The sequence below is a fragment of the Roseomonas gilardii subsp. gilardii genome (assembly GCF_023078375.1).
Taxonomy (GTDB): Bacteria; Pseudomonadota; Alphaproteobacteria; order Acetobacterales; family Acetobacteraceae; genus Roseomonas; species Roseomonas gilardii.
This window is the reverse complement of record NZ_CP095554.1, coordinates 421,561-441,083: the sequence shown is the minus strand read 5'-3', so window position 1 is coordinate 441,083 and position 19,523 is coordinate 421,561. Positions and strand designations below refer to the sequence as shown.

The window sequence follows — 19,523 nt, the reverse complement described above, 5'->3', positions numbered from 1 at the left end:
TCGCTCCCGCCTCAATCGATGATCGCCTGATAGGTCAGCACCCGCAGCTCCCGCCGCAGCGGATAGGCCGAGGATGGCATGAGCTGGGTCAGCAGGATCACCGCCATCTCCTCCGCCGGATCGACCCAGAAGGCGGTGCTGGCCGCGCCGCCCCAGGCGCATTCCCCCGGCGTGCCCAGGATCTGCGCCCGTGCCGGATCGAGCATCACCGAGAAGCCCAGGCCGAAGCCGATGCCTTCATAGGTGCTCTCGGAGAAGCGGGGCTGCCCCATCGAGGCCATGTCGCCGCGCAGGTGGTTGGTCATCATCAGCTCCACCGTCTTGCGGCCGAGCAGGCGGGTGCCGTCCAGCTCCCCCTTGTTCAGCAGGAAGCGGCAGAAGCGCGCATAGTCGCCCACCGTCGAGACCAGCCCGCCGCCGCCGGAGCAGATCCGGCGCGGGCGGCCGAACAGGCTGTCCCGCGGGTCCTCCAGCAAGGCGAGGCCACCATCCTCGCCCCGGCGGTAGTTGGCGGCGAAGCGCGGCAGCTTCGCCTCCGGCACATGGAAATCCGTATCCGCCATGCCGAGCGGCCCGATGACGCGCTCCCGCAGGAAATCGCCGAACTCCTGGCCGGAGATGACGGCCACCAGATGCCCCAGAACATCCGTGGCGATGGAGTAGTTCCATTCGCGCCCCGGCTGCGCCAGCAGCGGCAGCGAGGCCGCGATCTCCACCACCTCCCCCAGGCTGCGCTCCGAGGTCTGGAAGTCCACGCCGCGTTCCCGGTACAGGGCATCGACCATGTTGGCGTGCATCATGCCGTAGGTCAGGCCGGAGGTATGCGTCAGCAGGTCGCGGAAGGTGATGTCGCGTTCCGCCGGTACGGTCTCGTAGCTGCCCCGGCTGCCGGTGGTGAAGACGCGCATGTCCCGGAAGCAGGGCAGGAAGCGCGTGATCGGGTCATCGAGCTGGAAGCGCCCTTCCTCGTAGAGCATCATGATGGCCACACTGGTGAGCGGCTTGGTCATCGAATAGATGCGCAGGATGCTGTCCGGCGCCATCGGCACGCCCCGCGCGAGATCGGCGAGGCCCGAGCAGCCGAGATGCGCCACCCGCCCGCGCCGCATCACCAGCGTGGTGGCCCCGGCCAGCCTGCCGTCCCGCACCAGCGCCTCCCGCCAGGCATCCACGCGCGCCAGCCGCGCGCCGGACAGCCCGACCTCCTCGGGGCGACCTTCGGGGCCATCGATCATCCTGTCCGTCATGCGCTGGCACTCCATGTCGCGAGGGACGGCAGGGTGGCAGAGGATGCCCGGACACGGAAAGACCCTCCGCCCCGGGGTGATCCGGCGTCGCTCTGTGGCCGGGGGGATAAGGCTCCGCCTTTTCCCCCCGGAACCCCCTTATCCGCCAGGACGCTGCGCGCCCTGGACCCCATTCGTTGGTTCCTGTTGACGCCGGATCGCGCCGGAGAGCATGGCTCTCCGGCGACTGCCGGTATCGCCAGCACGGACACGGTGTCTTCTTTCTTTTTCGGGAACCCCGCTGATTCACCCGCGTCCAGGGATGGAGCGTCAGGCCAACGGCTACCACAAACGCCCACGAAAGCCCGGGGTCTGGGGACCGGCTTCGGTCCCCAGCGGAGTGGGGGTCTCGGGGGCGAGGCGGAGCCTTGCCCCCGGCGGCCAGCCGTGAAGCACGACGGCGGCCCGGATCAGGTCCGCACGCGATAGGGCACCACGCCGCGTTCCAGGCTGCCGACATCGATCGACTGGCTGGCGGGCGGCACGGCGCGGTGGCGGCATCCCGTGCGCTCGCAGGCGCGGCAGCCGGGGCCGATCGGGTCGTGGAAGCCCGGGTCGCGCAGGTCGAGGCCGGTGGCGTAGACGGTGCGCCCGGCATAGTCGATCTCGCAGCCGATCACGACGGCGACGTTGCGCGGGCGGCTGAGATAGGCGCCGCCGCTGCGCCCCACCGTGCGGGCGATGCTGAGATAGGCGACCCCGTCCGGCGTCTGCGCCACCTGCACCAGCACGCGGCCGGGCTGGGTGAAAGTGCGGTACACGTTCCAGAGCGGGCAGGGGCCGCCGAAGCGGGCGAAGCGGAAGCGCGTGGCGCTGCTGCGCTTCAGCACATTGCCGGCGATGTCCGTCTTCACCAGGAAGAAGGGGATGCCGGGGCGGCCCGGGCGCTGGAGGGTGCTGAGCCGGTGGCAGACCTGCTCGTAGCTGGCGCCGAAGCGCGTCTGCAACTGCTCGATGTCGTAGCGCAGCAACTCGGCCTCGCGCAGGAAGGGCTCGTAGGGCATCAGCAGCGCGCCGGCGAAGTAGTTGGCCAGCCCGATCCGCGCCAGGGCGCGAGCCTCGGCGCTGGCGAGGCCGGCGGCGCGGATCTCGGCCAGGATCAGCGCGCGCTGTTCCAGCAGGGCGATCACATGCGCCATCCAGAAGAGCCGGCTGGCGGGCGCGGCCTCCTTGGCGAGGAGAAGCTGCCCCTCCCGCCTTTGCAGCCGCCAGACCGTGCCCTGGGCCAGCAGGCCGGGCATCTCGGCGGTGGCGATGCCGTGCCGGTCGCGCAGATGGCGGGCCAGATGCTCCTGGGTGATGGCACCGTCGGGGCTCAGCCGTTGCGCCAGGGACTCGGCGGCGCGGTCCAGCCGGTCGAAATGGTTGTTGCGCGACTGCACCCAGTCCCCGACATCGTCATAGGGGAAATGCGGCACGGCGGTGAAATCCTCGCCGGCATCCCCCCTGGTGGCGACGCGGTCGTGCAGCTCCTGGTGCTGCTCGCTCAAGGCCAGATAGGCGCGGTAGAGGGTGAGGAAGCGGTCCGCCACCTCCGGCGCCGCCCGCACCGCCGCCCGGGCCTCCTCCGGCGAGACGGTGCCCTTGCCGAAAAGCGCGTCGCCGCAGGCCTCGCGCAGGTTGTCGGCGAGGCGTTCGTCCCGCTCCTCGCCGAACAGCCCCTCGGGCACGCCCAGCCGCTCCGCCGCGCGACGGCGCAGCCGGGCGGTGAGGGGGCGCAGATCCGCCTCCATCTGGCTCAGATAGCTGGGCGAGATGCCGAGCGTCTCCGCCAGCGCCGCCTGGCTCAGCCCGCGTGACAGGCGCAGCCGCCGCAGCCGGTCGCCGGCGAAAAGCTTGCTGTCCTGCTGCCGTGGGGTCTTCACAGATTTCACAAAACATCTGCCGGAAATGGCACGATTATGCCGAAAGCCGGGCTGACCTCCCAGGGGTAGCATGACAAACTTGGCAAAATACCAGGGAGCGAGGGTCAGCCCATGCAGATCCATGACGTGCACGTGCATCCCGAGGCCGACCGGCTGAAGCGGGAAGAGCAACTGGCCTGGAAGATCGCCGAGGTGGCGACCGACCCGGTGGCGGTCGAGGCGGAAGTCTCCGAGATGATCGTCAACCGGATCATCGACAACGCCTCCGTCGCCATCGCCGCGATCAACCGGCACCCCGTCACCACGGCGCGGACCCAGGCCCTGGCGCATCCCCGCGCGGGCGGCGCCACGGTCTTCGGCCTGGGGCCGGATGTCCGCGTCCATGCGGAATGGGCCGCCTGGGCGAACGGCACGGCGGTGCGGGAGCTGGACTACCACGACACCTTCCTGGCAGCGGAATATTCCCATCCCGGCGACAACATCCCGCCCGTCCTGGCCGTGGCGCAGCAATGCGGCGCGGACGGCAAGGCGCTGATCCGCGGCCTCGCCACAGGCTATGAGATCCAGGTCGATCTCGTGAAGGCGATCTGCCTGCACAAGCACAAGATCGACCATGTGGCGCATCTCGGCCCCTCGGCGGCGGCGGGCATCGGCACGCTGCTGGGGCTGGACACGGCCACCATCTACCAGGCGGTGCAGCAGGCGCTGCACGTGACCACGGCCACGCGCCAGAGCCGCAAGGGGGAGATCAGCTCCTGGAAGGCCTTCGCCCCCTCCCATGCCGGCAAGCTGGCGGTGGAGGCGGTGGACCGCGCCATGCTGGGCGAGGGCGCGCCGAGCCCGATCTACGAAGGCGAGGACAGCGTGATCGCCTGGATGCTGGACGGCAAGGACGCGCATTACCGCGTGCCGCTGCCGGGCAAGGGCGAGCCGAAGCGCGCCATCCTCGACACCTATACCAAGGAGCATTCGGCGGAATACCAGAGCCAGGCGCTGATCGACCTCGCCTTCCGCATGGGCCGGAAGGTGAAGGACTGGGAGGATGTGGACGACATCCTGATCGAGACCAGCCATCACACGCATTACGTCATCGGCACCGGCGCCAACGACCCGCAGAAGATGGACCCGGAAGCGTCGCGCGAGACGCTTGACCATTCCATCATGTACATCGTCGCCGTCGCCCTGCAGGACGGCGAGTGGCACCATGTGCGCTCCTATGCCCCGGAGCGGGCGCGGCGCCCCGACACGGTGCGGCTCTGGCACAAGATCCGCACGGTGGAGGACCCGAAATGGACCGAGCGCTATCACACGCATGACCCGGCGGTGAAGGCCTTCGGTGGCCGCATCACCATCCGGATGAAGGATGGCAGCACGATCAGCGACGAGCTGGCCGTGGCCAATGCGCACAGCCTGGGCGCCACCCCCTGGAAGCGGCCGGACTACATCCGCAAGTTCCGCACGCTGACCGAAGGCATCCTCGACACGGCGGAGGCGGAGCGCTTCCTCGCGCTGGTGCAGCGCCTGCCGGAACTGCGGGCGGAGGAACTCGCCGGGCTGACCGTGGCGCTGCCGCAGGGCAGGCTGGCGCGCAACGAGCGGCGCGGCATCTTTGGCTGGCACGGGTAAGGGAGGAGAAGCCATGAGCGGGACCCATGCCTCCACGGGCACGCCGAAACCCAAGAAATCCGTCGCCCTGTCGGGGGTCGTCGCCGGCAACACCGCGCTCTGCACCGTGGGGCGCAGCGGCAACGACCTGCATTACCGCGGCTACGACATCCTGGAGATCGCGGCGCAATGCGAGTTCGAGGAGATCGCCTATCTCCTCGTCCATGGCTCCCTGCCCACCGAGGCGGAGCTGCGCGGCTACAAGGCCAAGCTACGCTCCTGGCGCGGCATCCCCCATGCGGTGAAGCAGGTGCTGGAGGCGCTGCCCGCGGCCTCGCATCCGATGGATGTGATGCGCAGCGCCGTCTCGGCGCTGGGCTGCGTCCTGCCGGAGCAGGAGGACCACAACCCGAGCGGTGCGCGCGACATCGCCGACCGCCTGATGGCCTCGCTTGGCTCGATGCTGCTCTACTGGCACCACTTCTCGCAGAACGGCCGGCGCATCGAGGTCGAGACGGACGATGACAGCATCGGCGGCCACTTCCTGCACCTTCTGCACGGGCGCGAGCCGCCGGCGGAGTGGGTGCGGGCGATGCACACCTCGCTGAACCTCTATGCCGAGCACGAGTTCAACGCCTCCACCTTCACCTGCCGGGTGATCGCGGGCACGGGGTCCGACCTCTATTCCGCCATCGCCGGCGGCATCGGCGCGCTGCGCGGGCCCAAGCATGGCGGCGCCAACGAGTTCGCCTTCGCCGTGCAGAAGCGCTATGCCGATCCGGACGAGGCCGAGGCGGATATCCGCCGCCGCGTCGAGAACAAGGAGGTGGTGATCGGCTTCGGCCACCCGGTCTATACCGTCTCCGACCCGCGCAACGCGGTGATCAAGGCGGTGGCGGAGGATCTGTCGCGGCAGGCCGGGTCGATGAAGATGTTCCGCATCGCGGAGCGCATCGAGGCGGTGATGGCGGACACCAAGAAGATGTTCGCGAACCTCGACTGGTACTCCGCCGTTTCCTACCACATGATGGGCGTGCCGACGGCGATGTTCACGCCGCTCTTCGTCATCGCCCGCACGGCCGGCTGGTCCGCCCATGTGCTGGAACAGCGGGCGGACAACAAGATCATCCGTCCCAATGCCCACTACACCGGCCCGGAGGACCGTCCCTTCGTGCCACTGGAGAAGCGGGAGAGCCTGTCTTGACCTATCTCACCGCCAGCGACCTCCCCGACCGTCCGGCCGGGGAACGGTTCCGCGCCCTGCTGGACAGCCCCGGCATCCTCCAGCTCCCCGGCGCGCATAACGGCCAGGCGGCGCTGCAGGCGAAGGCCGCGGGCTTCGAGGGGCTGTACCTGTCCGGCGCGGCGATGACCGCCTCGATGGGCCTGCCGGATCTCGGCATCATCACGGTGGACGAGGTCTGCTTCTTCATCCGCCAGATTGCGCGTGCCTCCGGCCTGCCGCTGCTGGTGGATGGCGACACGGGCTATGGCGAGGCGCTGAACGTCATGCACATGGTCCGCGCCTTCGAGGAGGCGGGGGCCGGCGCGGTGCATATCGAGGACCAGCTCCTGCCCAAGAAATGCGGGCACCTGAACGACAAGAAGCTGGCCGACGCGCATGACATGGCGGCGAAGGTGGCCGCGGCGGCGCGGGCGCGGCGGCACCTCGTTCTGGTGGCGCGCACCGATGCGGCGGCCAGCGAGGGCATCGACGGTGCCGTGGCGCGGGCGAGGCTCTATCTGGAAGCGGGGGCGGATGCGATCTTCCCCGAGGCGCTGACCAATGCGGAGATGTTCCGCGAGTTCGCCCGCCGCATGCCGGGGGTGAAGCTGCTGGCCAACATGACGGAGTTCGGCCGCACGCCCTTCTTCACGGCCCAGGAGTTCGAGGAGATGGGCTATTCGATGGTGATCTGGCCGGTCTCCTCGCTCCGCGTCGCGAACAAGGCGCAGGAGGAACTCTATGCCGCCATCCGCCGCGACGGCGGCACGCAGAAGATGCTCGACCGCATGCAGACCCGTGCGGAACTCTACGCCACCATCGGCTATGGCGATTACGAGGCGCTGGATGCGTCCATCGTGAGGACCGTGGTGCCGCAGGGCATGCCCCAGAAGGGCTGATCCAGAAGGGCTGATCCAGAAGGGCTGATCCAGAAGGACATGGCAGGCGCGATGGCGAAAGCAACGCCTGCCATGGGTCTTTCGCTGTCGCCGGACATCACGTGACCATCCGGTTTTCTTGTCCTTCCGACGTGACGTGGCGGGTGACGCACTCTTCATCCGGTTCGGCGGCCATTCGCCGCTCCATGGCCTTGAACACCTTGCCCTGCTCGGCAACGATCCCTGGCCCGATCATCCCCGGACCAAGGGCTGGCGCTCCCGCACCGCGCATCTGTCCGTGGTACATCGTTGTGGGGGAGGAGCCAAACCGGCTGCTCCTGGGCAGCACCGCCGGCGAGGCCCTGCTGGCGGCGATCTACAGGGGCGGCCAATCTTCTACGGCCTGTCCAGCCACGTGTTCCAGACCGAGATCATGCCGGGCCCGACGACGACAGCCATGGGGCTCGGGCAGTTGAATGCCCGCTGCTGGGCCTGGCTGCAAACTCCTGCAATCTCGGGACGGTCCTGGCCACGACCCGTTACGGGAATGGTCGCTTCGCCGAAATCCGGCTCTATCCGCTCGATCTGGGCCGCAACCGGCACGGGTCGCAGATGGGCACGCCGCGCGTGCCGGACCATGATGTCGCGCAGCGTATCCTGAAGGATCTGCAGGATTTCTCACGGCCCTTCAACACCGTCATAGAGACGGATGGCGATGTCGGGGTGATCAGGATATCCGCTGCTGCTGCGGGCACCCCGGCGGAGGGTCGGCAGCAGGCGCCGCGCTGATCTGATGCATGCCCCTCTGCTCCGGTAAGCAGAGGGGCTTGGCTGACACGGCGCGTCCCGCCCATTGTTTCGCTGCCCGATCCGGTGGTCCGGATGAGTCTTCCGGGCAGGGCAAGAAAGCCTGACTCCAGGCATCCAAAGAATTCCTGCGGCACGCCGATGGAATTTGCACTCATGCCCGGAGTCTGTTTTTAAGTCCCCTGAAATCGAAGAGCGAGGCGACGAGGAGGATCTCTTTCGCTGGCTTGCGCGGGAACATCGTAAGTTGATGCGATGTTCCTTTTGCTACTCTGGGAAGATCAGGGGTGAATATGTTCCAGCAGGATGCGCGATCGCGGCAGGGAACGAACAAGGCGGAATTCGGCGCACAGGCTGGACAGACGGCGAAGCGGAGATTCGAAGCCCTCAGGATCCTGGCAACGGTCGATGACATCGCCGGCAGGTTGCATTCCATCCCATATCCTGCACGTGCCAATATCGAATTCCTGCTGCTCGACATCCGGACGCAGCTTCGGGCCGAGCAGCCTGACCCGGCAAAGATGCGGGCCACGCTGATGGCGGTCCAACGGCTTCTCTCGACTTCCCAGGCTTCCCGGGAGCGATGGGCGGAGCAACTGGCCGATCGGCCCGCGCCACTTTCCGACCCCGAGGCATCCCGGCCGCCCGGCACCCGCCACGGCAGGGGGTGGATGGCTGGCCTGCTGGTTTGCGCCGGCCTGCTGGCCGGTGGTTGGATCCTGCTTCCCACGGAGGGGGTGGAGGCTGTCCGGACCCTGCTCTTCCCTGCGCCTCCTCAGCCACCCCCCGCCCGGCCTCTTCCCCCTCAAGCTCTCCCGGCCCAGCCCCTGCCGGGGCCTTCCGCTGATCCCGGAGCCATCCCCCCGGCTCAGGCGCCATCGCCACGGCCGCCCATGCCGGCCCCCGATGCGAGGCCGGGAACGGATGATCCCCGCCCGGCGGCCCGCCTGCCGGATGCCGCGCCGGTGCCGGCCAGACCGGATGCGGAACCCCCGCTCAGGCCCGGCGCGTGGAGGAAGCGGCACCGGCCGCCCCGGTCATCGCGAGGATCACGATGAGGCAGGCCGGCAACCTGCGCACCGAGCCACGGAACCCGTCGCAGGTCCTGCGCACCTTGCCGCGCGGCACCGCCTTGTCCGTCTTCCGGGAGGCCCTAGGCGGCTGGTACCAGGTGGGGGCGGATCAGCCCTGGGGCTGGGTCCATTCGAGCCTGACGGACAGGCCGCGCTGAGCGCGCCTGTCCGCCAGGAAGCGGGCAGGGCTGTCAGGCGAAGGCGATGCCGTAGTGGCCTCTGGGATGTCGCTCATCACCTGGTCCTTGTCCACGCTCAGATGGGCCTCGCCATGGGCGAAGTTGAGCAGCACCTGGGTCCGGCTCATCGCGCCGCTGTCGAGTATCTGCGTCCAGGCCGCGTGGCCGCCGGCATCGGCCTCCCGGTTCAGGGCATGGCGGCTGGGTCATCACGCTATAGGCGCGGCTCCATTCGTATTCCGGCCGCTTGTAGGTACCGGCGAAGGGAATGCTCAGGCCGATGGCATCCTCCGTCGCCTCCTCGTAGTGCGGGGTGATGTCGGCCTTGGCGGGATCGGAAACCCGGATCAGTTCGACACCCGAGGCCGCGTTGTGGGCGGCGGCGAGGTAGAAGCCCTCCTTCTGGACATCGGCGGACTGCTGCCAGGCCCCGGTCATGTGAAACATGGCCCCGGCGATCATGCCGGTGTGGCCGGACGGCGCATCGGTGAAGGCCGTGGTGATGACGGTGGGCGTGGCGAGCTTGCCGCCCGTCTGCCCGACATACTTGCGGATCCGCGTGCTGCAGTCACCCGCCCGGAAAGGGGAAATTCCTGATTCGGAATGTTGTCCGCTGGTTAAACCACGAACAAGTGATGAACAAAGAACCCACAAGGCAAAACGAAATCAATAAAAAATAGAAATTTTCTCGATTAAGGGAAATTACATGCGGGGCGCGTATTGGACATCCAATGAATTTCTTGCGGGGGCAATTCATTGGATCTCAACATTCTGGTGCGGGGCCAGTCCAATGCTGAGCTCCTGGCGCTCAATTTCGGCGGCGCGAACAGGCTGAAACAGGCCGTCGAGGCGCTTCTCGGCTTCGATGGCGTCCAGAACCAGGTCCATATCCTGGCCGGACCTCTCAGTGCCTCGGACAGCACGGCCACCACCATCCAGGGCGCCACCGGCTTCCTGGGCGACTGGCTGACGGCGGTGAACGGCGACTGGCAGCAGGGCTGGACAGCCGGCACGGTGGAACAGCGGCTGCTGAACTACGTCCAGGGCCTTTCCGCCGATCTGCGGGACAATCCCACCACCGTGCTCTGGCTGCACAACGAGACCGACAGCCTGACCCTGCAGCACGGCATCCAGAACGGCAGCCTCACCACGGCCACCGCGGCGGCGATGTGGGAAAGCGCTGTCCGCTACGACGCCGCGCTGCTGCGCGCGGCCTTCGGCGATTCGGCGCTGGACATGTCCTATGACTTCGTCAGCGCGATCCCCTATCGCGACTACGCGCCTGATGGCCTCCAGGTGATCCGCCAGGTCATGGAGAAGCTGGCGGCCGATGCGAGCTTCAATGCCGTGATCGCCGCCCGGGCCCTCGACCTGGACATGAGTTTCGACAACCTCGACGCCAATGCGGCCACCACGGATTACGGTGGCGGCCACATGTCTGCCGGCGATGCCGCTCTGGTGATCCAGCGCGCCGCGCTCAGCATCGCGGAGGGCTGGGCGGAATACGCCCTGCCCGGCTCACCCCTCGCGCTGGCGTTGGGCCATATCGACAATGAGGGGCCGGAGGTCATCTGGGCGCGGCGGATCGGCGCCACCAGCCTGACCGTCGATGTGCAGCATGACGGCGCCCATGCCTTCGCCGCGCTCAGCGACGCGGCGGCCTCCGGCCTGGGATGGACGGTCCGGCTGGCGGATGGAACCTCCATCGCCGCCACGCATGTCACGGTCGTGGATGGCGACACGCTGCGGCTGGACTTCGCGTCGGACCTGCCGCTGACGGGCGGGACGCTCCATTACGGCTGGGGCTATGGCCGGCTTGCGGATAACAGCGGCTCGGGCCAGGGCCATGCGGTCTATGACGATCAGGGCCTGCCGCTCTGGACTCCCGCCACCGGCGTGGCTGTGACCACCGGGGTGTTGCAGGCCCTGGCCGTCACCCAGGATGCGGCGGGCCGGAGCGTCGCCGCCCTGCACGCGACCGGGCTGCGGGAGGTCCAGGTCAGCGACGGCAGCAGCGGCGTCACCATCCTGCACGGCAGCACCGCCTATCACGCCGCGGCGCTGGATGTCGTCACCCTGACGGATGGCCGGCTGGTCTTCGGCGCGGATGATGCGGCGGCGGAGGTCGTTCGGCTCTATAAATCCATCCTGAACCGGTTGCCGGACCAGGCCGGCCTGCAGCATCACGTCGCCTTCCTGGAGGCGGGCGGCAGCCTGGAGACACTGGCGCACGACTTCCTGGCCAGTCCGGAATTCCGGGCGGGAGGCGCGACGGATCTGGCGGGCATCCTGGCGCGGATCGAGAGCCATGTTTACGGATCGGCCTCCAGCGGCATCGTCTCGTTGTCCGCCTTCTCGTCGGAGGGGCTGGAACAGGCCGTGCTGTCGATGTCCGAGGGGCGGGAGAACCGCGCCAATACGGCCAGCCAGATCGAGGCAGGAATCTGGATCCCCGACCAGACCGCGGTCCCCATCGCCCGCCTCTACGACGCGGCCTTCGGGCGCCTGCCGGACCGAGAGGGGCTCGAGAACTGGGTGACGGCGGTGAAGGGAGAGAAATTCACCTTCGCGCAACTGCCGGAACTGTGGCTGACCACGCCGGAATGGAACATGGTGCATGGGCAGCAGAGCGACGCGGCCTTCGTCAGCGGCCTCTATCACACCGCCCTGCATCGCGAGCCGGATGCGGGGGGCTACGCCTTCTTCATGAACCTGCTGGAAACCCACGCCCTTTCGCGTGGGGGAGTGCTGCTGGCCGTGTCCGAGAGCCCGGAACACCAGGCGCTGACCAAGGCGAACACCGGCAGCGACGGTATCCACAACGGCATCGCCTTCGTCTGATCGTCCTTGCTTTCCATGGCTGGCCCCGGGGGAGAGGCTCTGCCTCTCCGCCCGGACCCTCACTCCGCCCATGACCATGATGGGGGACCGAAGCCGGTCCCCGGACCCCGGGCTTTCGTTGGCCCTGGTGGGTGCCGCTGTGCTGTGGCCCAAACCCGGGAAGCAGGTGAATCAGCGGGGCTCCCGAAAAGAAAGAATCCTTCTCCGCGCTGGTGGCATCCACAGTCGCCGGAGAGCATCGCTCTCCGGCGCGATCCAGCGTCAGAGAGTGCCAACGAACGGGGTCCAGGGCCCGCAGGGTCCTGGCGGATAAGGGGGCGGGGGAAAAGGCGGAGCCTTGTCCCCCGGAGGGACAGAGCAATGCCGGAACAGTGGGCCGGGTGTCAGCCCATGGTCCCGAAGATGCCGTGGAAGCGCCCGAGGAAGCTGCGCAGCCTGTCGCTGGAAGGGTTGCCGAAGATCTCCTTCGGCGGCCCGGCCTGGGCGACGCGGCCGCCATCCATGAAGACGACATGGTGCGACACGTCGCGCACGAAGAGCATCTCGTGGCTGACCAGGAGCATGGTCATGCCGCTCTCGGCGAGGTTCTGCATCACGCCCAGCACCTCGGCCACCAGCTCCGGGTCGAGGGCGGAGGTCACCTCGTCGAAGAGCAGCAGGCGCGGCTGCATGGCCACGGCGCGCGCGATGGCCACGCGCTGCTGCTGCCCGCCGGAAAGCTGGTAGGGATAATGCCCGCGCCGCGGCCCCAGGCCCACGCGGTCCAGCCAGTGTCCCGCGATGTCGCGCGCCTCCGGCTTCCGCTTGCCGAGGACGCGGACGAGGCCGAGCATCACGTTCTCCTCCGCCGTCAGATGCGGGAAGAGGTTGAAGCTCTGGAACACCATGCCGATGCGGGCGCGCTGGGCGGACACCTGAACTTCGCTCAGCCGCCGGCGCCGCCCGTTCTCGACGCGGTAGCCGATCGGGTCGCCATCAAGCAGGATCTCGCCGCCGTCATGTTCCTCCAGCAGGTTCACGCAGCGCAGGAAGGTGGTCTTGCCGGAACCGGAGGCGCCGATCAGCGAGACCACCTGGCCCTGGCGCACTTCGAGATCGATGCCCTTCAGCACTTCCACCGGGCCGAAGCTCTTGTGCACGTCGCGCGCACGGAGAAGGGGCTGGGCGCCGTCACTCTGGCTCATGATGGGAACCTCAACTGCGGATATAGGAGAAGCGCCGCTCCAGCAGCGCGCCAAGCTGGGCGATGGCGAAGTTGACGATCAGGTAGAGGATCGCCGCGAGCAGGTAGAACTGGATGATCATGTAGTTGCGCGAGATCGCCTGCTGCGTCGCCAGCAGCAGCTCGACCACGCCGATCACCGAAAGCAGCGTGGAGCCCTTCACGATCTCCAGGCAGATGTTCACCCAGGGCGGCAGCGCGCGGCGCACCGCCTGGGGGATGATCACGTACCAGAGGCGTTTCGGGAAGGTCAGGCCGATGGCCTTGGCCGCCTCCATCTGCCCGGCGGGCACGGATTGCAGCGCGCCGCGCAGGTTCTCCGCCACATGCGCCGTGGCGAAGGCGGAGAGCGCGATCACCCCGGCGGTGAAGGGGGCGACGTTCACCTTGAACAGCGCCAGGCCGTAGAAGGTGAAGAGGATCAGCACGAGCACCGGAATGCCGCGCATGAAATCCACATAGGCGCGCGCCAGCCAGCGGAAGGGGGCCCAGGCATAGGCAAGCACGGCCCCCATCGCCAGCCCGGCCAGGGTGGCGAGAAGGATGCTGAGCAGCGAGGTGCCGATGGTGACCTGGAGGCCGGAGAGCAGCGAGAAGCGGGCGAGCCAGGCCTGTTCGAGAAAGAGGTCGAGATCCATCTTCTTTCTCCCTCAGCGGATCACGGCGTAGCGGCGCTCGACCTGCCGCAGCAGCAAGGCGATCGCATAGGCGGTGACGAGATAGAGCGCGCTGGCGGTGAGCCAGGATTCCATCACGCGGAAGGTGTTGGCGTTGATCTGCCGCGCCGTGAAGGTCAGTTCCGGCACCGCGATGGCGGCGGCGAGCGAGGTGTCCTTGAACAGCGAGATCAGGTTGTTGCTGATCGCCGGCAGGGTGATACGGAAGGTCACGGGCAGGATGACGTGGCGCTGCCGCTGCCAGGGCCGCATGCCGATGGCCTTGGCGGCCTCCATGTACTGCCGTGGCACCGTGCCGAGGCCGGCGCGGAAGACCTCGCACATATAGGCGCCGGCATAGATGGAGAGGGTGAGGATGAAGGACTGGATCTTGTCCAGCCAGTAGATACCCAGCTCCGGCAGGCCGAAATAGATGAAGAAGACCAGCAGCAGCAGCGGCGTGTTGCGGATGATCTCCACATAGGCCCAGACCGGCCAACTGATCCAGCGTGGCCCATAGACGCGCCCCATGGCGCAGAAGAGGCCGATCGCCGTGCCGATGGCGAGCGAGGCGAGCGCCAGCCCGAGGCCCAGGCCGAGCGAGGCCGCGAAACGGTCCCAGTTCCGCCAGATGACGGACCAGTCGAAATGGTAGTCGATCATGCCTGTCCCGGTCGCTGCGTGCAAAAGGATGCGGGCCCCGCCGGACGGTTCCGGCGGGGCGGCGGGGGGATCAGGAGAATTCGGACGGGAAGCCGACCTTGGGCGTCGGCAGTTCGATGCCGAACCACTTCTTGTAGGAGGCGGCGAAGTAGTCGAAATCGACGCCCATCATGGCCTCCTTGTACACGGTGTTGACGTAGTTCAGCCACACCTGGTCGCCCGGCTTGACGGCGGAGGCATAGGAGTTGGGCATCCAGCCATAGCCGGCATCGACGAAGCGGCCCGGCGCCTGCTGCATCAGCCAGCGCGCGGCGGACTGGTCCTGCATCGAGGCGTCGATGCGGCGGGCGTTCAGCGCCTGGATCGCGGCGTCGGGGCTCTCGAAGGCATCGACCTTCGCCTGCGGCAGGGCCTTGTGGACCCAATCCTCCAGGAAGACGTTCTGCATGCCACCGATGGTGACGCCGCCGCCGGCGGCCTTCAGCTCGTCGAAGGTCTTGTACTTGCCGCCGCGCGCCAGCATCAGCAGCGTCACGCCCTCGCGGTAATAGGGGATGGTGAACTCCACCTGCTGCGCGCGGCCGCCGGTGACGGTCATCCACTGCACCACGATGTCCACCTTGTCGGTGACCAGGCTCGGGATGCGGGCATCGGAGCCCTGCAGCACAAACTCCACCTTGTCGTAGTCGTCGAACAGGTTCTTCGCCAGCAGCCGGGCGAGGTCGATGTCCATGCCCACCAGCTTCCCGCTGGAATCCTCGAAATGCCAGGGCGGGTTGGTGCTGCCGGTGCCGACGATCAGCTTGCCGCGGTCCTTCACCACCTGCAACCGGCTCCTGCCCGCCGCCTGGGCATGTGCCGCTTTGGGCGTGAGCAGGCCGAGGCCCGTCCCCATCGCGGCACCGAGCGCCGAAAGCCCGAAGAAGCCGCGCCGGACGAGATTGGCGCGGTTGGTCTGGTCGTCCATCGGGTGTGTACCCCCTCGCTGTCCCCCGGAGCCGGGATGAACCGGCCCCGCCATGGGGAGCAGAGCAAGAATGCCGCCACCTCCACAATGGTTCGTATGCGGAAGGGCGGGGGAGGGGCCTAGGCGCCCAGGTCGGTCCAGTAGGTTCCCTGCATCGGCACGGCGGCGAATCGCTGGTTCATTGCCGCCAGCGTGCCGGCGGGGTCGATCCCGGCCGTGGCCTCCGGGTGGAACCAGCGCGCCATGGCCTCGATGGCCATGAGATGGGTGGGCGAGTCGTTGAAGGCGTGCCAGAGCGCATGGGCCCGGCCCTGCTTCACGGCGCCGAGGCCGGAGAGGTGCTGGCTCTCGATCACCTGCGCCAGGCTCGACCGGGCCAAAGCGGGATCGACCCCGGCCCCCAGGCTGACCCCGCCGCGCCCGCCATAGGGGCCGCCGGTGGCGATATAGACCTGCGGATCCTGCGTCAGCACGTATTCCAGGCTGAGCTGGCCGGTCTCGGTGGCGATGCTGTCCGCGCCGATATTGTGCCCGCCGGCGAAGCGGATGAAGTCGTCATAGACGCCCCGGCCCGGGGAGAAGCAGCAGGCGAGCCCCCCGGCATGGGCGTGCATCATCACGCGGGGGCGGTTCTCCCCGATCCCGGCGAGGCGCGCCTGCACCGCCTGCATGCGCGCGCGGTAGAAGTCCAGGAAGGCGCCGGCCTGCTCCTCCCGCCCCAGCAGCTTCCCCAGGATCTCCAGGCTCGGCTCCGTGTCGCGCAGCGGGCGGACGAAGAAGTCCACCACCGCCACGGCGACGCCCGCCGCCTCCAGCGGCGCGAAGAAGCTGGCGGCGGCCGCGTCGCCGCCCAGGCTGGCGACATTGCGGCGGCTCAGCAGCAGCAGGTCCGGCTTCACCGTCAGCAACTGCTCCAGCACTCCGACCCCGGTGGAGAAGCCGAGCACCGGCAGGCTGTCCAGGGCGGGGAAGCGCTGCAGATAAGCCTGGTATTCCCCCTTCTCGCCGCGCCGCATGTCCTCCGCCCAGCCGACGACGAGGCTGGCCGGGTCGGGGTGCAGCAGGTTCAGCACGGCGAGGTGCCGCCCCTGGCCCAGGGCGATCCGCCGGGCCGGCTGCTTCAGGACGATCTCCCGGCCCAGCAGGTCGCGCGCGCGGGGGGCTTCCTGCGCCCGCAGCACGGTGGGGGCCGCCAGCGGGGCCGCAAGGCCCGAAAGAGCCAGGGCCAGCCCGTGGCGCAGCACGGCCCGGCGGGGCGGGCAGGGGGAGAGGATGTCTCGGGCATGGCGCAACGCCTTTCCGGTGGCCCCGCGCCCGGCGGGGGCGACGGGAGGCCGCGAAGTTGTTGCGAACCCTTTGCATGAACCGCCCGGCTTGGCCAGGGCCACAGCCCCGGCCCGTGCTCTCCTGCGCGGGGGCGGGCGGTCAGTCGTCCAGCGCCGCCAGGGCCTGGGCGAGATCGGCGATCAGGTCGTCCGGGTTCTCGATGCCGATGCTCAGCCGCACCAGCCCGTCGGTGACGCCGATCCGTGCCCGCACCTCCGCCGGCACGCCGGAATGGGTGGTGGAGGCCGGGTGGCTGATCAGCGATTCCGTCCCGCCCAGGCTGACTGCCAGCTTGAAGACCCGCAGCGCGTTCAGCATGCGGAAGGCCTCGGCCTGCCCACCCCGCAGCTCGATGCTGAAGGTCGAGCCGGGGCCGCTGCACTGCGCCGCATAGACCCGCCGTGTCGCCTCGTCGCCCCGGTCCGGCCCCAGCGCGTGCACCCGGCTCACATGCGGATGGCCGGACAGGAACTCCGCCACTGCCTCGGCATTGGCTGCCGCCGCCCGCATCCGCAGCGACAGCGTTTCCAGCGAGCGGCCGATCATCCAGCAGGAATGCGGGTCGAGCTGCGTGCCGATGGCGCCGCGCAACAACCGCACCGGCTGCAGCACCGCGCGCGACCCCAGCGCCGCGCCGGCGATCAGGTCGCTGTGCCCGCCGACATACTTGGTCAGCGAATAGACGGAGATGTCCGCCCCCTGGGCCAATGGCGTCTGGAAGACCGGGCCGAGCAGGGTGTTGTCGCAGACCAGCAGCGGGCGCTTCCCGCCCTGGGCAGCCCCAACGCGCTCGGCCTCCTCCCGGAGCAGGGCGAGGTCCACCAGCGTGTTCAACGGGTTGGAGGGGGTCTCGGCCAGGATCATCGTCACCGGGCCGCGTGCCATGGCGCGGTCCGCCGCGGCGCGGATGGCACCGGCATCGGTGCCGTGGGAGAAGCCCTCGGCCAGGATGCCGTATTCCGCCAGGGTGCGGGCCAGCAGCGTTTCCGTGCCGCCGTAGAGCGGCTGGCTGTGCAGGATGACCTGCCCCGGCCGCGCATGGGCCAGGATGGTGGTAGCGATCGCGGCCATGCCGGAGGCGAAGAGCAGCCCGCCCTCCGCCCCCTCGTAGAGGGCCAGCCGCTCCTCCACGATCTCGCTGTTCGGGTGGTTGAAGCGGGAATAGACCAGGCCCGCCCCGCCCTCCGGCGCCGGCTTGCGCCCGGCCACCACGTCGAAATAGTCGCGCCCTTCCTCCGCCGAGCGGAAGACGAAGGTGGAGGTGAGGAAGACCGGCGGCTTCACCGCGCCTTCCGACAGGGCCGGGTCGTAGCCATAACCCAGCATCAGCGTCTCGGGGCTCAGCCGGTGGTTGCCGAGCATGGTCCTGTGACTGCGGTCCTCAGCCATGCGCCTCGCCTTTTCCCTGCCATGGAACCCGCCGGCATCCCTGGTCGACGACCGGCAGCCCATTGTTCCGGACCTTGCCGGGGGCAGGGAAGAGGCGGAATTCACATCGCGGTGGGGGCGCCGGCAGCGCCCCGTCGCGATGGGCGGGGGTCAGGGCGCCTCGACCAGGGAGGCGCCGTTGCGCGCCACCACCCGGCCCCGCTTGACCACGAGGCGGCGCGGTGGACGGGCGGCCACGGCCTCGGTGAGCGATTCCCCGTCCACGAGCACGAGATCCGCCTGACAGCCGGGCTCGATCCCATAGCCCGCGAGCCGCATCACTCCGGCACCGCCCCGGGTGCAGATGTCCAGCGCCATCTCCACCTCCTCGTCGCGGCGGAAGTTGTTGCGCAGTCCGATCAGCATCGCCCGCTCCAGCATGTCGGCATTGCCGTAGGGGCCCCAGGTGTCGCGGATGCCGTCGGAGCCGGCGCAGAGCCGGATGCCCATGCGGCGCAGCGCGGCGGCGGCGGGCACGGGGCGGCTGGCGGGCGCGGTGGTGGCGATGGCGATGTCCAGCTCCGCGATCCGCTCCAGCAGCGGGTTCACCAGCGCCGGGTCCGGGTCGCCCAGGCAGAAGGCATGGCTCACCGTCACCTGCCCGGCCATGCCCAGCGACCGGGTGCGCTCGATGATCAGCTCCAGGCTGAAGGCGCCGAGCTGCCCGGGCTCGTGCAGGTGGATGTCCACCGGCTTGCCGAAGCGCTCCGCCAGGGCGAAGACCAGATCGAGCTGCCCCTTGGGGTCGCGGTCGATGGCGCAGGGGTCGAGCCCGCCCACCACATCCGCACCCATGCGCATCGCTTCTTCCAGCAATTCCGCCACGCCCGGGCGGGCCATCACCCCGGATTGCGGGAAGGCGACGGTCTCGATCTCCATCACCCCGGCATAGGCGGCTCTGGTGGCGAGCACGCCCTCCATGCCAGCGAGGCCCACCGCATCGTCCACATCCACATGCGTGCGGATATGCGTCGTGCCCATGCGCAGCGACTGCACCACCTGCCGCGCCGACTGGCGGGCCGGGTCGATGTCCCATTCCTTCTTCAGCCGGCGCTCGGTCTCGATCTTGTCGATCAGCCGCGGGCCGGCCTGGTGCCGGCGCCAGCCCATGCCCCAGAGCGACTTGTCGAGATGCGTGTGCGCCTCGACGAAGCCCGGGATCAGCAGGGCCCCGGCACCATCCTCCACCGGCACGCCGGGCGCCTCCAGGAGGGCATCCGGGCCGGCGCCCCAGGCGGCCACGCGCCCGTCACGGACCAGCACGTCGGTGGCCCCGCCCCCCATGGGCCGGACGTTCCGGAGCAGCAGGTCATGCGTCATGCGGGGCGTTTCCTCCAGGTGGGGCGATGGCGGGCCGGACCCTCCCGGCCGCGCGCCGCCATGAAGCGCCGGCGATCCCCGGGATTCAAGCCGGCCGGGCGGAACTTGCCGGGGGGCCGCTGTCGATGGCATCCCGGAGCCTCCCACCTGCGGCCACCGATACGGTCTGGCGACGATGCCGA

The 19,523-nt window shown here is 68.9% G+C and carries 18 protein-coding genes; 6 read left to right on the top strand and 12 right to left on the bottom strand.

Features of this window, described 5'->3' with window-relative positions; all coding sequences use genetic code 11:
• Positions 1–11: 11 nt before the first annotated feature.
• Complete coding sequence (locus MVG78_RS02065) at positions 12–1,247, bottom strand: serine hydrolase domain-containing protein (RefSeq protein WP_247557779.1); 1,236 nt, start codon at positions 1,245–1,247, stop codon at positions 12–14.
• Positions 1,248–1,696: 449 nt separating this feature from the next.
• Positions 1,697–3,151 (bottom strand): helix-turn-helix domain-containing protein, encoded by a 1,455-nt coding sequence (locus tag MVG78_RS02060; RefSeq protein WP_247557778.1) that lies wholly within the window; start codon positions 3,149–3,151, stop codon positions 1,697–1,699.
• 111 nt (positions 3,152–3,262) lie between these two features.
• Between MVG78_RS02060 and MVG78_RS02055 the strand changes: the two genes are divergently transcribed.
• The 3 genes from MVG78_RS02055 to prpB are packed head-to-tail and all read left to right on the top strand — an operon-like array spanning position 3,263 to position 6,880.
• Positions 3,263–4,777: an MmgE/PrpD family protein gene (locus tag MVG78_RS02055; RefSeq protein ID WP_247557776.1), complete on the top strand. Its 1,515-nt coding sequence runs from the start codon at positions 3,263–3,265 to the stop codon at positions 4,775–4,777.
• A 13-nt stretch (positions 4,778–4,790) separates the two neighbouring features.
• Positions 4,791–5,960: a bifunctional 2-methylcitrate synthase/citrate synthase gene (prpC, locus tag MVG78_RS02050; protein ID WP_247557774.1), complete on the top strand. Its 1,170-nt coding sequence runs from the start codon at positions 4,791–4,793 to the stop codon at positions 5,958–5,960.
• Complete coding sequence (gene prpB, locus MVG78_RS02045) at positions 5,957–6,880, top strand: methylisocitrate lyase (RefSeq protein WP_247557772.1); 924 nt, start codon at positions 5,957–5,959, stop codon at positions 6,878–6,880. The genes prpC and prpB overlap by 4 nt, the downstream gene beginning before the upstream one ends.
• Positions 6,881–6,977: 97 nt before the next feature.
• Here prpB and MVG78_RS02040 read toward each other — a convergent pair whose 3' ends face one another.
• The gene (locus tag MVG78_RS02040) at positions 6,978–7,166 is read right to left on the bottom strand and encodes a hypothetical protein (protein ID WP_247557770.1); all 189 of its coding nucleotides are present in this window, start codon (positions 7,164–7,166) and stop codon (positions 6,978–6,980) included.
• 305 nt (positions 7,167–7,471) lie between these two features.
• Here MVG78_RS02040 and MVG78_RS02035 point away from each other — a divergent pair, with 305 nt between their 5' ends.
• Complete coding sequence (locus tag MVG78_RS02035; protein ID WP_247557768.1) at positions 7,472–7,648, top strand: hypothetical protein; 177 nt, start codon at positions 7,472–7,474, stop codon at positions 7,646–7,648.
• A 299-nt stretch (positions 7,649–7,947) separates the two neighbouring features.
• Here MVG78_RS02035 and MVG78_RS02030 read toward each other — a convergent pair whose 3' ends face one another.
• Complete coding sequence (locus MVG78_RS02030; RefSeq protein WP_247557766.1) at positions 7,948–8,214, bottom strand: hypothetical protein; 267 nt, start codon at positions 8,212–8,214, stop codon at positions 7,948–7,950.
• Between the two features lie 506 nt (positions 8,215–8,720).
• On the opposite strand from MVG78_RS02030, the gene MVG78_RS02025 reads away from it, so the two are divergent.
• Positions 8,721–8,897, top strand: coding sequence for an SH3 domain-containing protein (locus tag MVG78_RS02025; protein ID WP_247557765.1), 177 nt, complete (start codon positions 8,721–8,723; stop codon positions 8,895–8,897).
• On the opposite strand, the gene MVG78_RS21895 is transcribed toward MVG78_RS02025, so the two are convergent.
• The gene (locus tag MVG78_RS21895; protein WP_428480794.1) at positions 8,849–9,064 is read right to left on the bottom strand and encodes a hypothetical protein; all 216 of its coding nucleotides are present in this window, start codon (positions 9,062–9,064) and stop codon (positions 8,849–8,851) included. The genes MVG78_RS02025 and MVG78_RS21895 overlap by 49 nt on opposite strands.
• A 610-nt stretch (positions 9,065–9,674) precedes the next feature.
• On the opposite strand from MVG78_RS21895, the gene MVG78_RS02015 reads away from it, so the two are divergent.
• The gene (locus MVG78_RS02015) at positions 9,675–11,759 is read left to right on the top strand and encodes a DUF4214 domain-containing protein (RefSeq protein ID WP_247557761.1); all 2,085 of its coding nucleotides are present in this window, start codon (positions 9,675–9,677) and stop codon (positions 11,757–11,759) included.
• Positions 11,760–12,142: 383 nt separating this feature from the next.
• Here the strand turns inward: MVG78_RS02015 and MVG78_RS02010 are convergent, their stop codons facing one another.
• The 7 genes from MVG78_RS02010 to MVG78_RS01980 form a co-directional block, all read right to left on the bottom strand.
• Positions 12,143–12,943, bottom strand: a complete 801-nt coding sequence (locus MVG78_RS02010; protein ID WP_247557759.1) for an amino acid ABC transporter ATP-binding protein — start codon at positions 12,941–12,943, stop codon at positions 12,143–12,145.
• Positions 12,944–12,953: 10 nt separating this feature from the next.
• Positions 12,954–13,619 (bottom strand): amino acid ABC transporter permease, encoded by a 666-nt coding sequence (locus MVG78_RS02005; protein WP_247557757.1) that lies wholly within the window; start codon positions 13,617–13,619, stop codon positions 12,954–12,956.
• Positions 13,620–13,631: 12 nt separating this feature from the next.
• Positions 13,632–14,300 carry an amino acid ABC transporter permease gene (locus MVG78_RS02000; protein ID WP_247557756.1) on the bottom strand — a complete coding sequence of 223 codons (669 nt, stop codon included), beginning with the start codon at positions 14,298–14,300 and terminating at the stop codon, positions 13,632–13,634.
• A gap of 70 nt (positions 14,301–14,370) precedes the next feature.
• Complete coding sequence (locus MVG78_RS01995; protein WP_247557754.1) at positions 14,371–15,267, bottom strand: transporter substrate-binding domain-containing protein; 897 nt, start codon at positions 15,265–15,267, stop codon at positions 14,371–14,373.
• A gap of 119 nt (positions 15,268–15,386) precedes the next feature.
• Positions 15,387–16,559 (bottom strand): ABC transporter substrate-binding protein, encoded by a 1,173-nt coding sequence (locus tag MVG78_RS01990; protein WP_282615036.1) that lies wholly within the window; start codon positions 16,557–16,559, stop codon positions 15,387–15,389.
• Between the two features lie 133 nt (positions 16,560–16,692).
• Positions 16,693–17,982, bottom strand: a complete 1,290-nt coding sequence (locus MVG78_RS01985; protein WP_247557752.1) for a cystathionine gamma-synthase family protein — start codon at positions 17,980–17,982, stop codon at positions 16,693–16,695.
• A gap of 150 nt (positions 17,983–18,132) precedes the next feature.
• Complete coding sequence (locus MVG78_RS01980; protein ID WP_247557750.1) at positions 18,133–19,341, bottom strand: amidohydrolase family protein; 1,209 nt, start codon at positions 19,339–19,341, stop codon at positions 18,133–18,135.
• Between the last annotated feature and the right edge of the window lie 182 nt (positions 19,342–19,523).

Coding starts and splice junctions, on each gene's coding strand:
- MVG78_RS02065 (WP_247557779.1), bottom strand. CDS start 1,247: ATGACGGACAGGATGATCGATGGCCCCGAAGGTCGCCCCGAGGAGGTC.
- MVG78_RS02055 (WP_247557776.1), top strand. CDS start 3,263: ATGCAGATCCATGACGTGCACGTGCATCCCGAGGCCGACCGGCTGAAG.
- prpC (WP_247557774.1), top strand. CDS start 4,791: ATGAGCGGGACCCATGCCTCCACGGGCACGCCGAAACCCAAGAAATCC.
- MVG78_RS02040 (WP_247557770.1), bottom strand. CDS start 7,166: ATGTACCACGGACAGATGCGCGGTGCGGGAGCGCCAGCCCTTGGTCCG.
- MVG78_RS02035 (WP_247557768.1), top strand. CDS start 7,472: ATGGGCACGCCGCGCGTGCCGGACCATGATGTCGCGCAGCGTATCCTG.
- MVG78_RS02025 (WP_247557765.1), top strand. CDS start 8,721: ATGAGGCAGGCCGGCAACCTGCGCACCGAGCCACGGAACCCGTCGCAG.
- MVG78_RS02010 (WP_247557759.1), bottom strand. CDS start 12,943: ATGAGCCAGAGTGACGGCGCCCAGCCCCTTCTCCGTGCGCGCGACGTG.
- MVG78_RS02005 (WP_247557757.1), bottom strand. CDS start 13,619: ATGGATCTCGACCTCTTTCTCGAACAGGCCTGGCTCGCCCGCTTCTCG.
- MVG78_RS02000 (WP_247557756.1), bottom strand. CDS start 14,300: ATGATCGACTACCATTTCGACTGGTCCGTCATCTGGCGGAACTGGGAC.
- MVG78_RS01995 (WP_247557754.1), bottom strand. CDS start 15,267: ATGGACGACCAGACCAACCGCGCCAATCTCGTCCGGCGCGGCTTCTTC.
- MVG78_RS01985 (WP_247557752.1), bottom strand. CDS start 17,982: ATGGCTGAGGACCGCAGTCACAGGACCATGCTCGGCAACCACCGGCTG.
- MVG78_RS01980 (WP_247557750.1), bottom strand. CDS start 19,341: ATGACGCATGACCTGCTGCTCCGGAACGTCCGGCCCATGGGGGGCGGG.